The organism is Acetobacter pomorum, from assembly GCF_002738225.1.
Classification (GTDB): domain Bacteria; phylum Pseudomonadota; class Alphaproteobacteria; order Acetobacterales; family Acetobacteraceae; genus Acetobacter; species Acetobacter pomorum.
In genome coordinates, this window is record NZ_PEBQ01000113.1 from 22,922 (window position 1) to 37,003 (window position 14,082).

The following is a 14,082-nucleotide window of genomic DNA, read 5'->3' on the forward strand; positions in this document are numbered from 1 at the left end:
GGTTTAGGCATGATCTTTCTGGTTATTTTGCTCAGATTCTGCACGGTATGCGGCCATAACGGGTTTTACCGGACCGTCCATCCGTATTTGTCCATGCTCCATCCAGATAAGCCGGGTGCACCATTTTTCCAGCACGCCCAAAGCATGTGAGGTGATAACCAGAATATCCGTGGAATCCACAACAGAGGCTAGACGTTTTTCCGCGCGTTCCTGAAAATGAAAGTCTCCGGCCATAAACCACTCATCCATGAGGAGGATCTGTGGTGTAATGGAAGTGGCCAGACCAAAACCCAGCCGAATGGTCATGCCTGTGGAATACAGCCTTACGGGCAGATCCAGAAAATCATCCAGTTGGGCAAAGGCTTCCACATCTTTTTCAAGTTTGCTGATCTGGGTAGAGTTAAAGCCTTTCTGGTGGCCAAACAGGCTTATGTTTTCCCGGCCTGTAAGCTGCGGGTTCATACCAGAAAGTAGATCCAGTAACGGGGCGACTTTGCCCTGAATATGCACATTGGGTGCTTCTGGCATGTAAATGCCCGCCATAACACGCAACAGGGTGGATTTGCCCGCACCATTATGCCCGATCAAGCCCACGCGCTCCCCAGCCGTAATGCTGAGGGAAATATCTCGGAGCGCTTCGATGTAAACAGTCCCTGTTTCACCTTGGCCGAGGGTCACTGTCCCTCCAGTTTGAAGCCCGCGCGCACTTGCCAGCAGTGACTTGCCACGTTTGAGCAGCATTTTTTTGAGTGAACGTGCTCCACCATGAAAAATGGGAAAGCTGAGAGACAGGTCGGTAATGCTGATGGAAGCAGCCGTAGCAGTGGTTTTTGGATCTGTATGTGCGGATGAATCCTTCATATCCAGAATGCCAGTCTGCTACGGGAGCGGGAGAAAACAAACAGTGCCAGAATCCATAGGGTGAGGCTGAAACCTCCGGCAATCATCCATAGGGTGGGGTCTGGCATTTGCCCCAGAAAAGGGCGGCGCACAATTTCCAGCAATGCATAAAACGGGTTGAAATATAGCCAGAATGTTGTGTTCCCAAGCTGTTTGGGCTCCCAGATAACGGGGGTGATATAAAACATGATCTGGAGAATGCTGCCGACAATGGGGGGAATATCTCTAAAACGGGCGCAGGCGCTGCCAAGTAACAGGCAGAGCGCCACATTGTTGGCCAGCCATACGGCTATGGCTGGTATGGCCAAAAGCATGGTGAGGCCAGGCCATACACCCAGTGCCAGAAACACAACAATTGGCACAATAATGTTGTAACCAAACATAATGCCGCACCGTACCATGGTGCGGAATGCCTGTACGGAATACGGCATGTTGACCGAGCGCAGGGTTTCTGCCGCACGCGTAAAGGTGGAACAGCTTTCCTGAATGAGTGAAGAAAGCCCCGCCTGCCATAGAATAAGCGAAATTGCCAGATATGGCAGGTAATCGTGCAGAACCAGATGGAAGAGCTGAGAATAGATCAGCCCCATGGAGCCAACCATGACACCGGTAGTAAGCGTAAGCCAGAAGGGGCCAATGCGTGACCCATTGAATTGTAGCCGGATATCCAGCCAACCCAGTGAAAGGGCCAGCCGCCATAGGCGTAGGCCACCTACAATATCATTGAAGGCGGAAACAAGGCGGGAGCGCGAAGCCCGGTCTGGCTGCGTAGGTAACCCAGACCCAGAAAACTGCGCGGAAGAACCGGAGGAGGCCATCATACAGTATGGCCTATCCGATCAATTCGGTCTCTGCAACAGGCAGCATAATAGGGAAAGAACAGCCACAGCGATTTCTTGCATGAGAAACCGCCGGGGTATAAATACCAGCATGAGTTTTATGCCAGATCGTCAGGAAAACTTCCCGACAAGCCGGTGCCTTGCCTTCCATGAATGGGATGACCAGACAGCATGACATCCAGACAGATCAGCCAGCATAAGCGGTGTTCTGTGGCATGGCGAGGTAAAAGGCTGGCCCACGCTGCTAAAGGTTCCGTTATTCTGGGGCTTTTGGCGTTACTTTCGGCCTGTGCAAATCAGCCCAGTGGGGATGATATTACCATGCCTGTGGCAGAAGAGGCCGCACGGTATCGGGCGCATGCACGTTCCTATTATGCCCCCCCCGGTACGCCGCAAGATCCGTGGGGGCCGTATATTCAGGAAGCCTCAAAGCGGTTTGATGTGCCGGATGAATGGATACGTGCGGTTATTCAGCAGGAATCGGGCGGGCGGCTGTTCCATAACGGCCAGTTGGTAACATCAGGCCCCGGCGCCATGGGGTTAATGCAGCTGATGCCCCCTACATATGATGAAATGCGCCAAGCCTATAATCTGGGTGATGATGCGTTTGACCCACATGATAATATTATGGCGGGCACAGGTTATATCCGCCAGTTGTATGATGTATATGGTTCTCCGGGTTTTCTGGCGGCCTACAATGCGGGCCCCGGAAGGCTGGAAGATTTTTTAACACGCAACCGCACGCTCCCGCGTGAAACACGGAATTACGTGGCCTCCATTGGGCGCAGAATTGTTGGGATTTCTCCCGCCAATCGCTCTCAGGCAGATCTGCTGGTGGCCAGTCATGATAGTATGGCTCAGTCCTATCAGCCCATTCAGTCTGTGGGGGAAGTTAATTCTGTTCGGTCTGCGTGGGCACAACGGGGTGGCAATAGTGGTGCGCAGCCAGTGCAGTTGGCTGAAGTTGTTGGGAATGATGGCGATTCTGCAACCACAGCGTACACACCAGAATGGCAGCCAGTGGCCCGCAAGGGAGGGCGCATTAATGGGCTGACAGAAAGCCCGGCAGATGTGCGCGCTGCATGGGCACAGCGCTTGGGCTCGTCAGAAAGTGCGGCTTCAGCAGCACCTGTGCAGGTAGCAGATGCGTCTGATCCCATTCCCAACCCGCCTGAACAACCGAATGCACCTTCACGCCTTGTGTTGGGGAGCACATCATCCCAGCGCCGGATGCAGGTTTTTCCCGCAGCACATGCAGAACCCGCACCGTTAATGACCCGGCGCACACGTGGGGATGAAGCAAGAAACTGGGCTATTCAGGTGGGTGCTTTTGGCACGCAATCCATGGCGCAGAGTGCAACAGGCCAGGCCCGAAACAGAGCGGCGCTTACGGGTGCGCGTGCACAAATAGCAAGCGTACAAGCTAAAACAGGCAAATTGTATAGAGCCAGACTGACCAATCTTTCGCATGAGGAAGCATTGGATGCCTGCCGCAAGCTCAATGGTTGTGTGGTCATTTCTCCCGGTTCGCGCTCCTGAGTGTTCTGTTTCTCTACTGATTCAGTAAAACAGGCAGAGAAACAGAACACTTCGTTTTCCTTAGGGTAGCGCAGGAGCTGGTGTTGGGCTTGGTTGTGCTGGCGTGGTGCTGCTGTTTGTAGTGTTGTCTGCCTGTGCCTGTGCCTGTGCCTGTGCCTGTGCCTGTGCCTGTTGTGCATTGGGCGCTGCTAATGGCGCGTTATCGCGCCCGGAATAGCGGCCAATAATCTGTTTAACGGCTTCTGCGGCTTCCTGTGCTGCGGCAACAGCAACATCTCCCCAATAACCATCAAGGGAATGTGCATCAATATCATGTAATTGCGTTGCTGCCCCGGCTTCCTTGCCGGCCTTATCTACAACGCGCCATACAATTTCAATATGCTGCTGGGGGTGCCCTAATGTGCCTGTGGGCCCGGAGGTGAGTTTGACAGTAGAGCTGACAGTGAAATCAGCATTTTCCTTTGAGTTCTGAATTGTATCTTCGTTGTCATGGAAAGAGGCCAAAAAGGCGCGGGCTAAAGAAATGTCGCCATCGCCAGGCGCACCGGTAACACCCGTAAAATAAACCCGTGCAGCACGATGTTTGAGGCTGTGCGGATCTTTTTCCATATCATCCGCCTGTATGCCCGTCAGTACAGAGGAGATTCGGGGCGCAGCATCTTGGGCAACCAGTGCGAAAAAAGGCGCATCTCCGGTAGACCATTGGCCGGCAGGAACAGCCTGCCCTTCCTGCGTGGCGCGAATCTGATTTTTGGGGGTCATGATTGTGTAAATTGGTACAACCTGGTCTCCCCGTAGTTCTGCCCGCATTTTCAGCCACCAATCTCCGGGCCTTACAGGTTGGGCAATGGCAGGAATGGTTTGTTGCAGCAATTCCGATGCCACATCTTTGGCCCAAATCTGAGCAGAGGCATCAGGCAGAAGAGAATCGGTTGGGGTTGGAATATCTAACCGCGAGGGAGGGGCGTTTGCCGCAAGTTTGGATGCCCCTTTGCCGGGGTTGGAAAATGGGTGCGGCACATCCAGACATCCTGCCAAAAACAGCAGAGAAGAAAGCGGAAGGGCAGCATGGCGTAAAAGGCGGTTCATCCGTTGTGCAGTCCCGTAGCAATCGCTGAAATCTGATGTCCGATCTGTCCACCACCAGCCAGAGTGCGGCGGCGATGGCTGAAGAAGCGTTTTTCATCAGAAAGCGTATCAACCCCTAATGCCGCAGCATTGCGTACACCCGCCTGTTGCAGCCGAAATACGCACCATCCTGCCAGATCAAACTGATAATGGCCGGGGCGTATGCCCGGTGCAAAAAAGCGTGCTGCCTGTTTGTCTGCCGTGGTAATGGCTGTGTGCATGTCCTCGGCCGTTTCATAGCTTTCCTGGGCAATGCAGGGGCCAACAACAGCGCTAATGGTTTCCATATCAGCGCCAAGAGCCTTCATGGCATCTAATGTGGCTTCCAGAACACCGGCCAAGGCACCCCGCCAACCGGCATGTGCGGCCCCAACAATGCTGCCTGCGGCATTGGCAAACAAAACGGGGGCACAATCTGCGGTAATAACGCCTATGGCAACATCAGGCCGATTGGTTACAAGAGCATCTGCTGGTGCACCAGTGCCGGGTGGCCAAGGTGCGGTGGCAGTTATCACGGCCCGGCCATGCACCTGTGTAACGCCCAGTAAGTGATCTGCTTTAACACCCAGATGTGTTGCAACGCGCCTGCGGTTTTCAGCCAGATTCTGTGGGCTGTCACCAGATTTTGTGGAGCAGTTGAGGCTGGCGTAAGGCCCGGTGGAAACACCGCCTTCACGCGTGAAAAATCCGTGGCGGGTATGTCCAAGTAAAGGGCTAGTAAAGGGGGAGAGCGTTGGTGTCATACGTCCGCTCCTTTCATGAAACCGGGGAGTGAAGGCTGGTTTGGAGAGGTAAGCGCCATAACACGGAACAGATGGCCCATTTTTTCTGGCGCGGCCAGCCTGTGTGCAGCACTGCGCAGGAGAGCAGCATCTTCTGCTGTGGCTTGTATGGCCAGTTGTTCGGTACGTTCCATAAGGCCCAGTGCGCGTAAAAAAGCGCCTTGTGTTTCTGTGCCGTAAACATGTGCACCAGCCTGATGGGCCGCGGCGGCAAAGGCTGTGAAGTCAACATGCGCTGTCAGATCGGCCTCACCTGCAGCTTCCAGTGGCTGTGCCGGGCGAGCGTGCCGTAAGGCTTGAAGGGAATCCCCTGTTAAATTGGAATGGTGGCCGTAATCAATAAAGAGTGCCACACCCGGTTGGGATGCAAGCCTTTGGCCCAGATAATGTGCGACTTCCAACGCAGGTTCACATAATTCTACAATCGTGTCCTGTTCCAGTGTTCGGCCATCTGGTAACGTAGGTGCCGCACACGGCACAAGATGGAATGCCTGATTCAGAACGTAGCGTTCGTGCCAACCTTGGGCTGTTTGCACAAATTGACGGATGGGCAGAGCATCCAGAAATTCATTCCCCAACAGAATAAGCGGCCCTGCGGGAAGATCTTCTATCCGGTTATGCCAAATGGGTATTCCGTAAGCACTAAGGGCCTGTTGTTGGGCCTGCCGCATAAGCGGAGATGTTTCTATTAAGTGCACCTTAAGGGCACGTGCAAAATCTGGTGCACAGCGTGTAATCAGGCGCAGTGCATCTGCCATAAGGGTGCCACGCCCTGGCCCCGCTTCTGCAAAAATAACCTGTGCGGGGCGTCCCATATTCTGCCAGACGGTGGCAGCCCATGCACCCAGCAGCTCTCCAAAAACCTGTGAGATTTCAGGCGCAGTAATAAAATCTGAAAGTAAAGGTTTGCTTGCATAATAGCGCGCATTGGCGCGCGCCATAAAAACATCCAGCCTTTCAGCTTGCGGCGGTAAGGAAGAAGACATGGGCGTTTTTACTGCTTGGCTTCTGCTTCTGGTGGAATACCTTCGTAAACCGGATGGCGGTTGGCATATACCATAAGGGCAATACCGGCTGCCAACATGGGGCAGCACAAAAGTTGCCCCATAGTGATGCCACCGGGCAGAAACCCAAGGAATGAATCGGGTTCACGAAAGAATTCGCAAAAACTGCGCGCGCAGGCATATCCGGCCAAAAACATGCCAGCCAGAAAACCGGGACGTTCACGGATTGAAAGTTTGCGAGAGGCTGCAAACATAATTAAAAAGAGCAGGAGCCCTTCTGTAAGTGCTTCGTAAAGTTGTGAGGGATGGCGTGGGATTGGCCCACCATCGGGAAAGATCATGGCCCAGGGGAGAGAATCTGGTGCCTCACGCCCCCATAGTTCTCCGTTAATAAAATTGGCCACACGGCCCAAGCCCAGGCCAATGGGCACGGCAATGGTTACACGGTCTGCAAAGGCCAGAAAGTTTAGCTTATGGCGCCATGTAAACAGCATCATGGCAATAATCACGCCAAGTGCACCGCCGTGGAAAGACATGCCGCCATGCCATACTTCCAGCATGGCCAGAGGGTGCGTGATGTAATAGCCGGGCTGGTAAAACAGCACGTATCCCAGCCGTCCCCCCATCAGGATCCCGAGGGTGACCCACGCTAGAAAGTCATCCGCCAGTTCTGGCGTGCCGGCACGTGGCGGCAGATTGACCAGCCGGCGCAACAGCGTAATGCCCAGCACAATGCCGAGAATGTAGGAAAGCGCATACCATCGTATGGCAAATGGCCCGACATGCACCAGCACCGGGTTAAACTGAGGAAACATCAGAACAGGAAGCATGTCGGGTGATCCGGTATGGCGGGGTCAGAGATAAGGGTTATCTGTTGCCAGATAATCCTGCACGTAGCGTTTAATACCCTCTTCCAGCGGTGTGAACTGGCCAGTGTAACCAGCAGCCCGCAGGCGGGAAAGATCTGCCTGTGTGTAGGATTGATACTGCCCGCGCAAGCTTTGGGGCATATCAATAAATTCTACCCGGCGCTCACACCCAATGGCATCACATACGGCATGGGCCAGATCCAGATAGGTGCGTGCCGTGCCTGTGCCGCAGTTGAACAGGTCTGATACCTCTGGGTTATCATACAACCAGAGCATAACGTTTACGACATCGCCCACCCATATGAAGTCTCGTGCTTGCATGCCATCTGCAATATCTGGCCTGTCAGACCGAAACAGGCGTGCCGGTTGGCCTGATTTCACCTCATCATATTTTACTTTGACCACAGAGATCATCTTGCCTTTGTGGTATTCGTTTGGGCCATAAACATTAAAAAATTTCAGCCCGGCCCATTGCGGGGGGCGTGGTGTGTGTTGGTCCAATGTGGTGGTAACGTGTTGGTCAAACACATGTTTGGACCAGCCATACAAATTAAGTGGCCGCAACTGTGAAAGATAGCCCGGATCATCATTGAAAAGCTCAGGCTTATCGGCCGCGCCATACGTGGCGGCAGAAGATGCATAAATAAACCTGGCGCGGTTACGTGTGCACCAGTCCCACAATGTTTGTGAAAGTTCTACATTGGTGCGCCAGACCAGATCACCATCTGTGGCTGTGGTCTCGCTAATAGCGCCCATATGGAAGATGGTATCTATTTTTGGGGCGGCCGCCAAAAAAGCTTCCAGATTTTCCGGGGCGATCAAACGTGTGGGCGCATGTTGGGACACATTGCGCCATTTGCCTTCCTGCCCAAGCCAGTCAACAATTATGGTTTCCAGCCCTCTGGCGGCCAACGCAGCCTGAAGGCATGAGCCGATAAAGCCGGCTCCCCCTGTAATAACTATCATGGCGGGGGAGTATAAAGGGCAGCATCGTGCACTCCAAGCTGTCAAATATCAGATGTGCTCAGAAGTGGCTTTTCAGCCCATAGTCAGGGAAGAACATATTGCCTACTATTTACGTGTGATCGCCATTTAGCAGGAAAGAGGCACGTAGTATGAGCGAAGAAATTACAGTTGTTGCTCTTTTAAAGGTAAAACCCGGCGCAGAAGAAAAAGTGGCGCAGGCTATGGTGGCATGTATCAAGCCATCTCGCGCAGAAAGCACAAATAGCCAGTATGTGCCGAACCGTGATCTGGATGATCCGCAGACATTTGTTTTTGTGGAACGCTGGGCAAGCCGCAAGGCTTTGCAGGACCATATGGAAACACCGCATTTTAAAACACTTGCCGCAGAGCTGAACACACTGTTGGAAAAGCCCATTCAGCTTCATATTCTACAGCCTCTACCCAGTGCCTGAACGCACGCAGTTTAAGCTATATAAAAAACGGCCCCATTTATATGGGGCCGTTTTTGTTGTGCGTAACCGGCAAGAGGAAAGATGCTACCGCAGCACAAATTGCTGGAAGACAACCACAAGCCCGATACAGAAGGTAAGAAAGAGGCTGTGCTTAAAGGTACGTGCCAACACTGTACCTTCCTGACCTTTAAGAGAGGTCACTGATACGCCAGTGGTGATATTCTGGGGAGAAATCATTTTACCCATAACGCCCCCAGATGAGTTGGCAGAGGCAAACAGCACAGGATCCAGTGAAAGCTGATGTGCGGCTGCCACCTGCAGGTTGCCGAAAAGTGCATTGCCGGAGGTGTCACTCCCAGTCAGGAACACGGCAATCCAGCCAAGGAACACGGAAACCAGCGGAAAGACCATGCCAGCGGAAGAAACTGCATACCCCAAGGTATAGGTCATGCCGGAATAGTTCATCAAAAATGCCAGCCCAATTGTAAGGGCAACAGTTACTACAGCCAGCCAGCCCTGTTTAAGCGTGGTGCGGGCCGCTGCCCCAAATTGCTGTAATGTTGTGCGGGTAAAAAGGGCTGTCAGAATGGCGGAAACCAAAATGGCCGTGCCTGTGCCCAAGGGTTCAAATTTCCACACTGCGGCATAAGGGGTTTTGTAAAGAGAGATAAACACAGCATTATCCAGCCCCGGCCAATGAATGGGCAGAGTGCCAATTTTGGCAATATGCAGCGTATCCCATGCAATGACTACCGCAATAACCGTAATCCACGGAATCCAGCCTTGCCAGCGTGGAACTGGAGCAGACCCAGTTTGCTGGTGGTGCAGATGGCTCAGATCAATTGCGTATTGGGGGTCTGATGTTGGTTTCCAAAAGCGCAGGAAAGCAATGGTGGCTACAAGTGCCACGCTGGAGGAAAGCACGTTGCTCAGGCTGTAAAGCCCCGCGCCAGAGATAACCAGCAAGGTCAGCGCAAAGCTGCCGCCAGCAACCAACAGTACAGGCCATGTCTGCCGAACGGAACGCCATCCGCCATAAAGTGCCATCACGTAAAAAGGGATAAGAAGTGCAAATGGGGTAAGCTGGCGCCCTATGGTTGCCCCCAGCACATCTGCAGGCAGCCCCGTAATAGAGCCCAGAACTGTTACGGGAATACCCAAGCCGCCAAATGCTACCGGTGCTGAGTTGAAGATAAGTACATATGTAAGGGCATCCAGCGCGGGAAAGCCCAGCATAATCAACAAAGCACTGGTAATGGCCACAGGTGTGCCAAATCCGGCTACGCCTTCCAAGGCTGCACTAAAACAGAAGCCCAGCACCACCAGCATGATGCGCCTGTCATTGGGGACGTGCTGGATAATCCAGTCCCGAAAGGCATCAAACCGCCCGTTTTGCACGGCCACATTGAACAAAAAGAGAGCAGAAAGTGCAATCCACATCACTGGCAGAAGAGAGAACACCACTCCGTTGCTGATACTGGCAACAGCCAGCTTGGCTGGTAACCCCCAGATGGTGGTGGCAACAAGCAACCCAATAATTAAGCCGCCCAGAGTAGCCTGCCATGCCGGACGGCGCAGAATACCCATAACAAAGAGTGTAACAATAATAGGTGAGGCCGCGAGCAGAAATGACAGCACAAGGCTGTGACCCGCCGGAACAAGTGGCTGTATGAACATGGCAGTTCCTGAATAGGCGTTGTTCCCCTTCTTATGTGGGGGTTAAAGCCATCTTAAGGGGGTGGTTGCCACAGGATGCAAGAAAAAATGTCGTTATAACAATATGTTGTGATGGAGGAACTTTTGAAGAGACAGCCAAACAGTTGGCTTTCATCAAAATGACATATTGGTAATGGATGGAGGAAAAATCCGTAATCCGTGCATTTACAGGCACGTTTGTGGGATAAGCCTTGAAGCTGGAATATATGGTACATGCGGAAGGGGACGGCGTGTGTCTTTTCGGGTGCAGAAACGGCAATTTGCGTACACCGCGTTCTTATTGGGGTTGGCAGGGTGTACCACGCCAGCAATCAGGCCCAGCGGATATGTTTCCTCGCAGGCATATTATCAGGCAGCTTATGAAACAGCCGCCGCTAACCCCGCAGCCTATCAGCCAGTAGGCTCGGCAGAGGATCCATGGGGACCATATATTAAGGAAGCAGCAGAGCGTTTTTCTGTTCCAGAAAGCTGGATCCGTGCTGTTATGCAGCAGGAATCGGGCGGTCATCAGTATCTGGATGGGCAGCTTACAACATCATCTGCCGGGGCAATGGGGCTGATGCAGCTTATGCCCGCAACCTATGCAGATATGCAAAGTCAGTTCAATCTGGGTGGAGATCCCTATAACCCGCATGATAATATTATGGCAGGGGCGGGGTATATTCGCCAGATGTATGACCACTACGGTTCCCCCGGATTTCTGGCGGCCTATAATGCAGGCCCACAACGGGTGGATGATTACTTAGCGTCCGGGCGGCCTTTGCCGGATGAGACGGTCAATTATGTTGCGTCCATTACGCCGTATCTGGGCACAGCAACATTACCTATAGGCAATGTTGCGCCAACGCCTTCAACTGTAACAGTAGCCAGTGCAGCTTCATCCATTCCATCCAGCTCTGTAGCAGAATACGCACGGGCAGATTTATCGCGCACAGCAGATGGCTGTTTGCGAGACCCTAATGCAGCCTATGATCCTTCAACTCCCTGCCTGATGGACAGAGATACACCCCACCCAGATCCGCAACCTGTTGAAGCAACATCTGTGCCCGTAGAGGTGGCGCAGGCTGAACCCATGGGTGTAACTGCGGCACCGCTTGGGGTGCCTCCAGCTGATACAGGGAATGTGCCAGTGCAAGCTGTCGTGCATGGTGTGCCATTGGCACAAAGGCAAAATGAGGCCTCCAGTTCTGCGCATATTCTTACATTGCCTTCATCACTGTCAGCAAAATCATCAGGTACTGTGCAGGTGGGGGCGTTTGCCTCTTATGCCGAAGCACAGCAAACATTGAAATCTGTGCACCGGTTGCTGGCGGCACATGCTTTGGCTGTGCGGCCTACTGTTACGCAGGCTTCTGTAGCTGGACGGTTTTATTATAGGGCGCAGTTTATTACGGCCCAAAATACTGGCCCAGCAGATGTCTGTCAGGTGCTAAAGGCACATACTTTGCCTTGTATTCAGGTGCGTGGAGGGTAATGGGCGGAAAGTCTTTTTCCTTTTGATGCAATTCCCTGTAAAGCAACTGCGTCTTCCAGAAAAAACAAAGTGGAATAATAAATGGAAAACGCAGTACTGCCTGATCAGGAAGCAAAAACTATTTTTCCTATAAAGGTTCTGGTTGTTGGTGTTCTGGCAGCAACGGCTGGTTTGATGTCCGGGTTGGATATTGGTGTTATTTCCGGAGCATTAGATTTTCTGGCACGAGATTTTCAGGCTTCCACTCTGGCCCAGGAATGGATTGTAAGTGCCATGATGGCAGGTGCAGCCGTAGGGGCGGTATGTGCAGGCTGGGTCACCCAGCATACAGGGCGTAAATGGTCGCTTGTGTTTGGGGGTGGTGTTTTTATTGCAGGATCCTTGCTGTGTGCGTTGGCATGGTCTGTAACGGTGCTCATAGCTGGGCGCGCACTTATGGGGTTGGCTATTGGCGTGGCGGCTTTTGCTGCTCCCCTTTATCTTTCTGAAGTGGCTGATCAATCCAGCCGTGGCGCCATGATCTCCACGTATCAGCTTATGATTACGATAGGGATTTTTCTGGCCTTTTTAAGTGATACGTTTTTCAGTTATCATGGCCAATGGCGGTGGATGTTTGGAATTATTGCCATTCCCGGCATTGTCTACGTTATAGGCGTGTTGTTTCTGCCCTATAGTCCACGTTGGTTGATGATGCGTGGCCGTAAAGCTGAGGCTCTGGAAGTGCTCACCAGCCTACGTGCAACACCGCAGGAAGCACGGGCGGAAATAAAAGCCATTCATAGCCAGTTGCAGGCACGCCAGAATGGTTGGAATTTGCTGCGTGTGAATGCCAATTTTAGGCGGTCTGTTGGCTTGGGCATGTTGCTACAGGTTATGCAGCAGTTCGCGGGTATAAATGTGGTGATGTATTATGCACCACGTATTTTTCAGCTTGCCGGGTTTGTTGGTGCTGCCCAGATGTGGTGCACTGCCATGATCGGGCTGGTGAATGTTATTGCAACATTTTTGGCCATCAGTCTGGTAGATAAATGGGGGCGCAGGCCAGTTCTATATTGTGGCTTTACCATTATGGTACTGAGCATGGCGTGTTTATCTGTGCTGCTTCATGGCAGTATGGTGGACCAAGCATCTCGCATGGCCTGCGTGTTTATGGTTATGGTTTTTATTGTGGCACATGCCATGTCTGCCGGCCCGATTGTATGGGTGCTGTGTTCAGAAATTCAACCAATGCAGGGGAGGGATCTGGGCATCATGCTCTCCACACTTACAAACTGGGTTGCCAACATGATTGTTGGCGCATCTTTTTTAAGCGTGTTGGCCTGGTTGGGTGGGTCTGCAACTTTTGGCATGATCGCCATTCTGAATGGTTGCTTTTTAGGGCTGACTTATCTGTTTGTGCCAGAAACCAAAGGGATGAGTTTGGAACAGATTGAACACAATTTGATGTCCGGCAAAAAATTGCGAGATATCGGGATTTCCTGATCAAATGTAAAAATGGGTGTAGAGAGACTGCGCCCATTTTGCCGAAGAAACACTGGAAATTAAAGCTATCTTAGAATTGGCCTCTTAATAAAAATTTAATTACATAAGTTATACAAATCTATGAAATTTTTAAACATTGCAACTACCAACCTTGGAAAAAATATGTATTTTATCAATGGACAATGTTATTCCACTAACAAATAAAACAGTGTAGGTTTGTTATGCTTAAATCTGTATTAACACATGATTTTCATCTTATTTGTATTGATAATAATGATAAGCTTATTCAGAAGCGTCTCGATCATGTAAAGAATCTTTCAGAGGTCGCTTTCGTATGCAATATTGGTAATTATTGGGGTTTGACGAATATTTCACAAGATAAGTGGTTCGATCCTTCAACGGGGAAAATGGGACGAGCTGTTCCCGGCGGTTATATGACTCTGGGTAATATTGAACCAAATCGTTGTGTGTTTGAATATTCAGGGCAATATATGCGTGCTAACCATCTTAAAAGCATAGATTTTGTTGGTTCTCCTCCCAATTTGTGGGAATATTTTCGGTTAATGTCTGAAAATGAATTATTATATCTTTTACATATTGCTTGTAATCGATGGTCTAATGATAATGCTAATGAAACAATTAGATTAGATACTACTAATTCGACTTTTGATAACGTCCGTTTTGGCAGTTTAAATATTCCTTTTGAAGAATTTTTATCTCTTTCCAGTAATGAGACGGCGCCCTTAGAGATTGTGTTTAATATTGATTGGAAAGTTTTTCGAGCAAGTTTATTAAAACCTGCGCTTGTTTTCGTTGCATTTGGACGTGGCAACGTGTTTGCTCAGCTTGAAGTTTCTCTGTCTAGGGCCTGTTAGATCTTAAAATACTTCCTATATTGTATGGATTGAAGAAGGAGACGGAACAGGCACTT

The 14,082-nt window shown here is 51.3% G+C and carries 13 protein-coding genes; 5 read left to right on the top strand and 8 right to left on the bottom strand.

What is annotated here, in order from left to right:
• Positions 1–3: 3 nt before the first annotated feature.
• Positions 4–861, bottom strand: coding sequence for an ABC transporter ATP-binding protein (locus CSR02_RS08535; protein WP_099541290.1), 858 nt, complete (start codon positions 859–861; stop codon positions 4–6).
• Positions 858–1,721, bottom strand: coding sequence for an ABC transporter permease (locus tag CSR02_RS08540; RefSeq protein ID WP_099541291.1), 864 nt, complete (start codon positions 1,719–1,721; stop codon positions 858–860). The genes CSR02_RS08535 and CSR02_RS08540 overlap by 4 nt, the downstream gene beginning before the upstream one ends.
• A 189-nt stretch (positions 1,722–1,910) precedes the next feature.
• Between CSR02_RS08540 and CSR02_RS08545 the strand changes: the two genes are divergently transcribed.
• Positions 1,911–3,278, top strand: coding sequence for a transglycosylase SLT domain-containing protein (locus CSR02_RS08545; protein WP_099541293.1), 1,368 nt, complete (start codon positions 1,911–1,913; stop codon positions 3,276–3,278).
• A gap of 60 nt (positions 3,279–3,338) precedes the next feature.
• On the opposite strand, the gene CSR02_RS08550 is transcribed toward CSR02_RS08545, so the two are convergent.
• Genes CSR02_RS08550 through rfaD form a run of 5 tightly spaced genes read right to left on the bottom strand, consistent with a single transcriptional unit; the run spans position 3,339 to position 8,027 of the window.
• Positions 3,339–4,367 (bottom strand): hypothetical protein, encoded by a 1,029-nt coding sequence (locus CSR02_RS08550; RefSeq protein ID WP_099541295.1) that lies wholly within the window; start codon positions 4,365–4,367, stop codon positions 3,339–3,341.
• The gene (gene pgeF / locus CSR02_RS08555; RefSeq protein WP_099541296.1) at positions 4,364–5,149 is read right to left on the bottom strand and encodes a peptidoglycan editing factor PgeF; all 786 of its coding nucleotides are present in this window, start codon (positions 5,147–5,149) and stop codon (positions 4,364–4,366) included. Before pgeF ends, CSR02_RS08550 begins: the two co-directional genes overlap by 4 nt.
• Positions 5,146–6,174, bottom strand: coding sequence for a class I SAM-dependent methyltransferase (locus CSR02_RS08560; RefSeq protein ID WP_099541298.1), 1,029 nt, complete (start codon positions 6,172–6,174; stop codon positions 5,146–5,148). The genes pgeF and CSR02_RS08560 overlap by 4 nt, the downstream gene beginning before the upstream one ends.
• Before the next feature lie 8 nt (positions 6,175–6,182).
• On the bottom strand, positions 6,183–7,022 hold the full coding sequence (gene lgt / locus CSR02_RS08565; protein WP_099541300.1) for a prolipoprotein diacylglyceryl transferase: 840 nt from the start codon (positions 7,020–7,022) through the stop codon (positions 6,183–6,185).
• A 24-nt stretch (positions 7,023–7,046) separates the two neighbouring features.
• The gene (gene rfaD, locus CSR02_RS08570; RefSeq protein WP_099541302.1) at positions 7,047–8,027 is read right to left on the bottom strand and encodes an ADP-glyceromanno-heptose 6-epimerase; all 981 of its coding nucleotides are present in this window, start codon (positions 8,025–8,027) and stop codon (positions 7,047–7,049) included.
• Between the two features lie 149 nt (positions 8,028–8,176).
• On the opposite strand from rfaD, the gene CSR02_RS08575 reads away from it, so the two are divergent.
• The gene (locus CSR02_RS08575; protein WP_099541303.1) at positions 8,177–8,479 is read left to right on the top strand and encodes a putative quinol monooxygenase; all 303 of its coding nucleotides are present in this window, start codon (positions 8,177–8,179) and stop codon (positions 8,477–8,479) included.
• A gap of 84 nt (positions 8,480–8,563) precedes the next feature.
• Here CSR02_RS08575 and CSR02_RS08580 read toward each other — a convergent pair whose 3' ends face one another.
• Complete coding sequence (locus tag CSR02_RS08580) at positions 8,564–10,156, bottom strand: L-lactate permease (protein ID WP_099541304.1); 1,593 nt, start codon at positions 10,154–10,156, stop codon at positions 8,564–8,566.
• 271 nt (positions 10,157–10,427) lie between these two features.
• Between CSR02_RS08580 and CSR02_RS08585 the strand changes: the two genes are divergently transcribed.
• The 3 genes from CSR02_RS08585 (at position 10,428) to CSR02_RS08595 (ending at position 14,026) form a co-directional block, all read left to right on the top strand.
• Entirely contained in the window at positions 10,428–11,669 is a 1,242-nt protein-coding gene (locus CSR02_RS08585; RefSeq protein WP_099541306.1) for a lytic transglycosylase domain-containing protein, read from the top strand.
• 81 nt (positions 11,670–11,750) lie between these two features.
• A complete protein-coding gene (locus CSR02_RS08590; RefSeq protein ID WP_099541307.1) occupies positions 11,751–13,151 on the top strand; it encodes a sugar porter family MFS transporter in 1,401 nt (466 codons plus the stop codon).
• A 221-nt stretch (positions 13,152–13,372) separates the two neighbouring features.
• Complete coding sequence (locus tag CSR02_RS08595) at positions 13,373–14,026, top strand: hypothetical protein (protein WP_099541309.1); 654 nt, start codon at positions 13,373–13,375, stop codon at positions 14,024–14,026.
• Positions 14,027–14,082: the final 56 nt, after the last annotated feature.

Excerpts from the sequence above, each read along its gene's own strand:
- CSR02_RS08550 (WP_099541295.1), bottom strand. The coding sequence starts at position 4,367 with ATGAACCGCCTTTTACGCCATGCTGCCCTTCCGCTTTCTTCTCTGCTG.
- CSR02_RS08580 (WP_099541304.1), bottom strand. The coding sequence starts at position 10,156 with ATGTTCATACAGCCACTTGTTCCGGCGGGTCACAGCCTTGTGCTGTCA.
- pgeF (WP_099541296.1), bottom strand. The coding sequence starts at position 5,149 with ATGACACCAACGCTCTCCCCCTTTACTAGCCCTTTACTTGGACATACC.
- CSR02_RS08575 (WP_099541303.1), top strand. The coding sequence starts at position 8,177 with ATGAGCGAAGAAATTACAGTTGTTGCTCTTTTAAAGGTAAAACCCGGC.
- CSR02_RS08590 (WP_099541307.1), top strand. The coding sequence starts at position 11,751 with ATGGAAAACGCAGTACTGCCTGATCAGGAAGCAAAAACTATTTTTCCT.
- CSR02_RS08535 (WP_099541290.1), bottom strand. The coding sequence starts at position 861 with ATGAAGGATTCATCCGCACATACAGATCCAAAAACCACTGCTACGGCT.
- CSR02_RS08595 (WP_099541309.1), top strand. The coding sequence starts at position 13,373 with ATGCTTAAATCTGTATTAACACATGATTTTCATCTTATTTGTATTGAT.
- CSR02_RS08545 (WP_099541293.1), top strand. The coding sequence starts at position 1,911 with ATGACATCCAGACAGATCAGCCAGCATAAGCGGTGTTCTGTGGCATGG.
- lgt (WP_099541300.1), bottom strand. The coding sequence starts at position 7,022 with ATGCTTCCTGTTCTGATGTTTCCTCAGTTTAACCCGGTGCTGGTGCAT.
- rfaD (WP_099541302.1), bottom strand. The coding sequence starts at position 8,027 with ATGATAGTTATTACAGGGGGAGCCGGCTTTATCGGCTCATGCCTTCAG.
- CSR02_RS08560 (WP_099541298.1), bottom strand. The coding sequence starts at position 6,174 with ATGTCTTCTTCCTTACCGCCGCAAGCTGAAAGGCTGGATGTTTTTATG.
- CSR02_RS08540 (WP_099541291.1), bottom strand. The coding sequence starts at position 1,721 with ATGATGGCCTCCTCCGGTTCTTCCGCGCAGTTTTCTGGGTCTGGGTTA.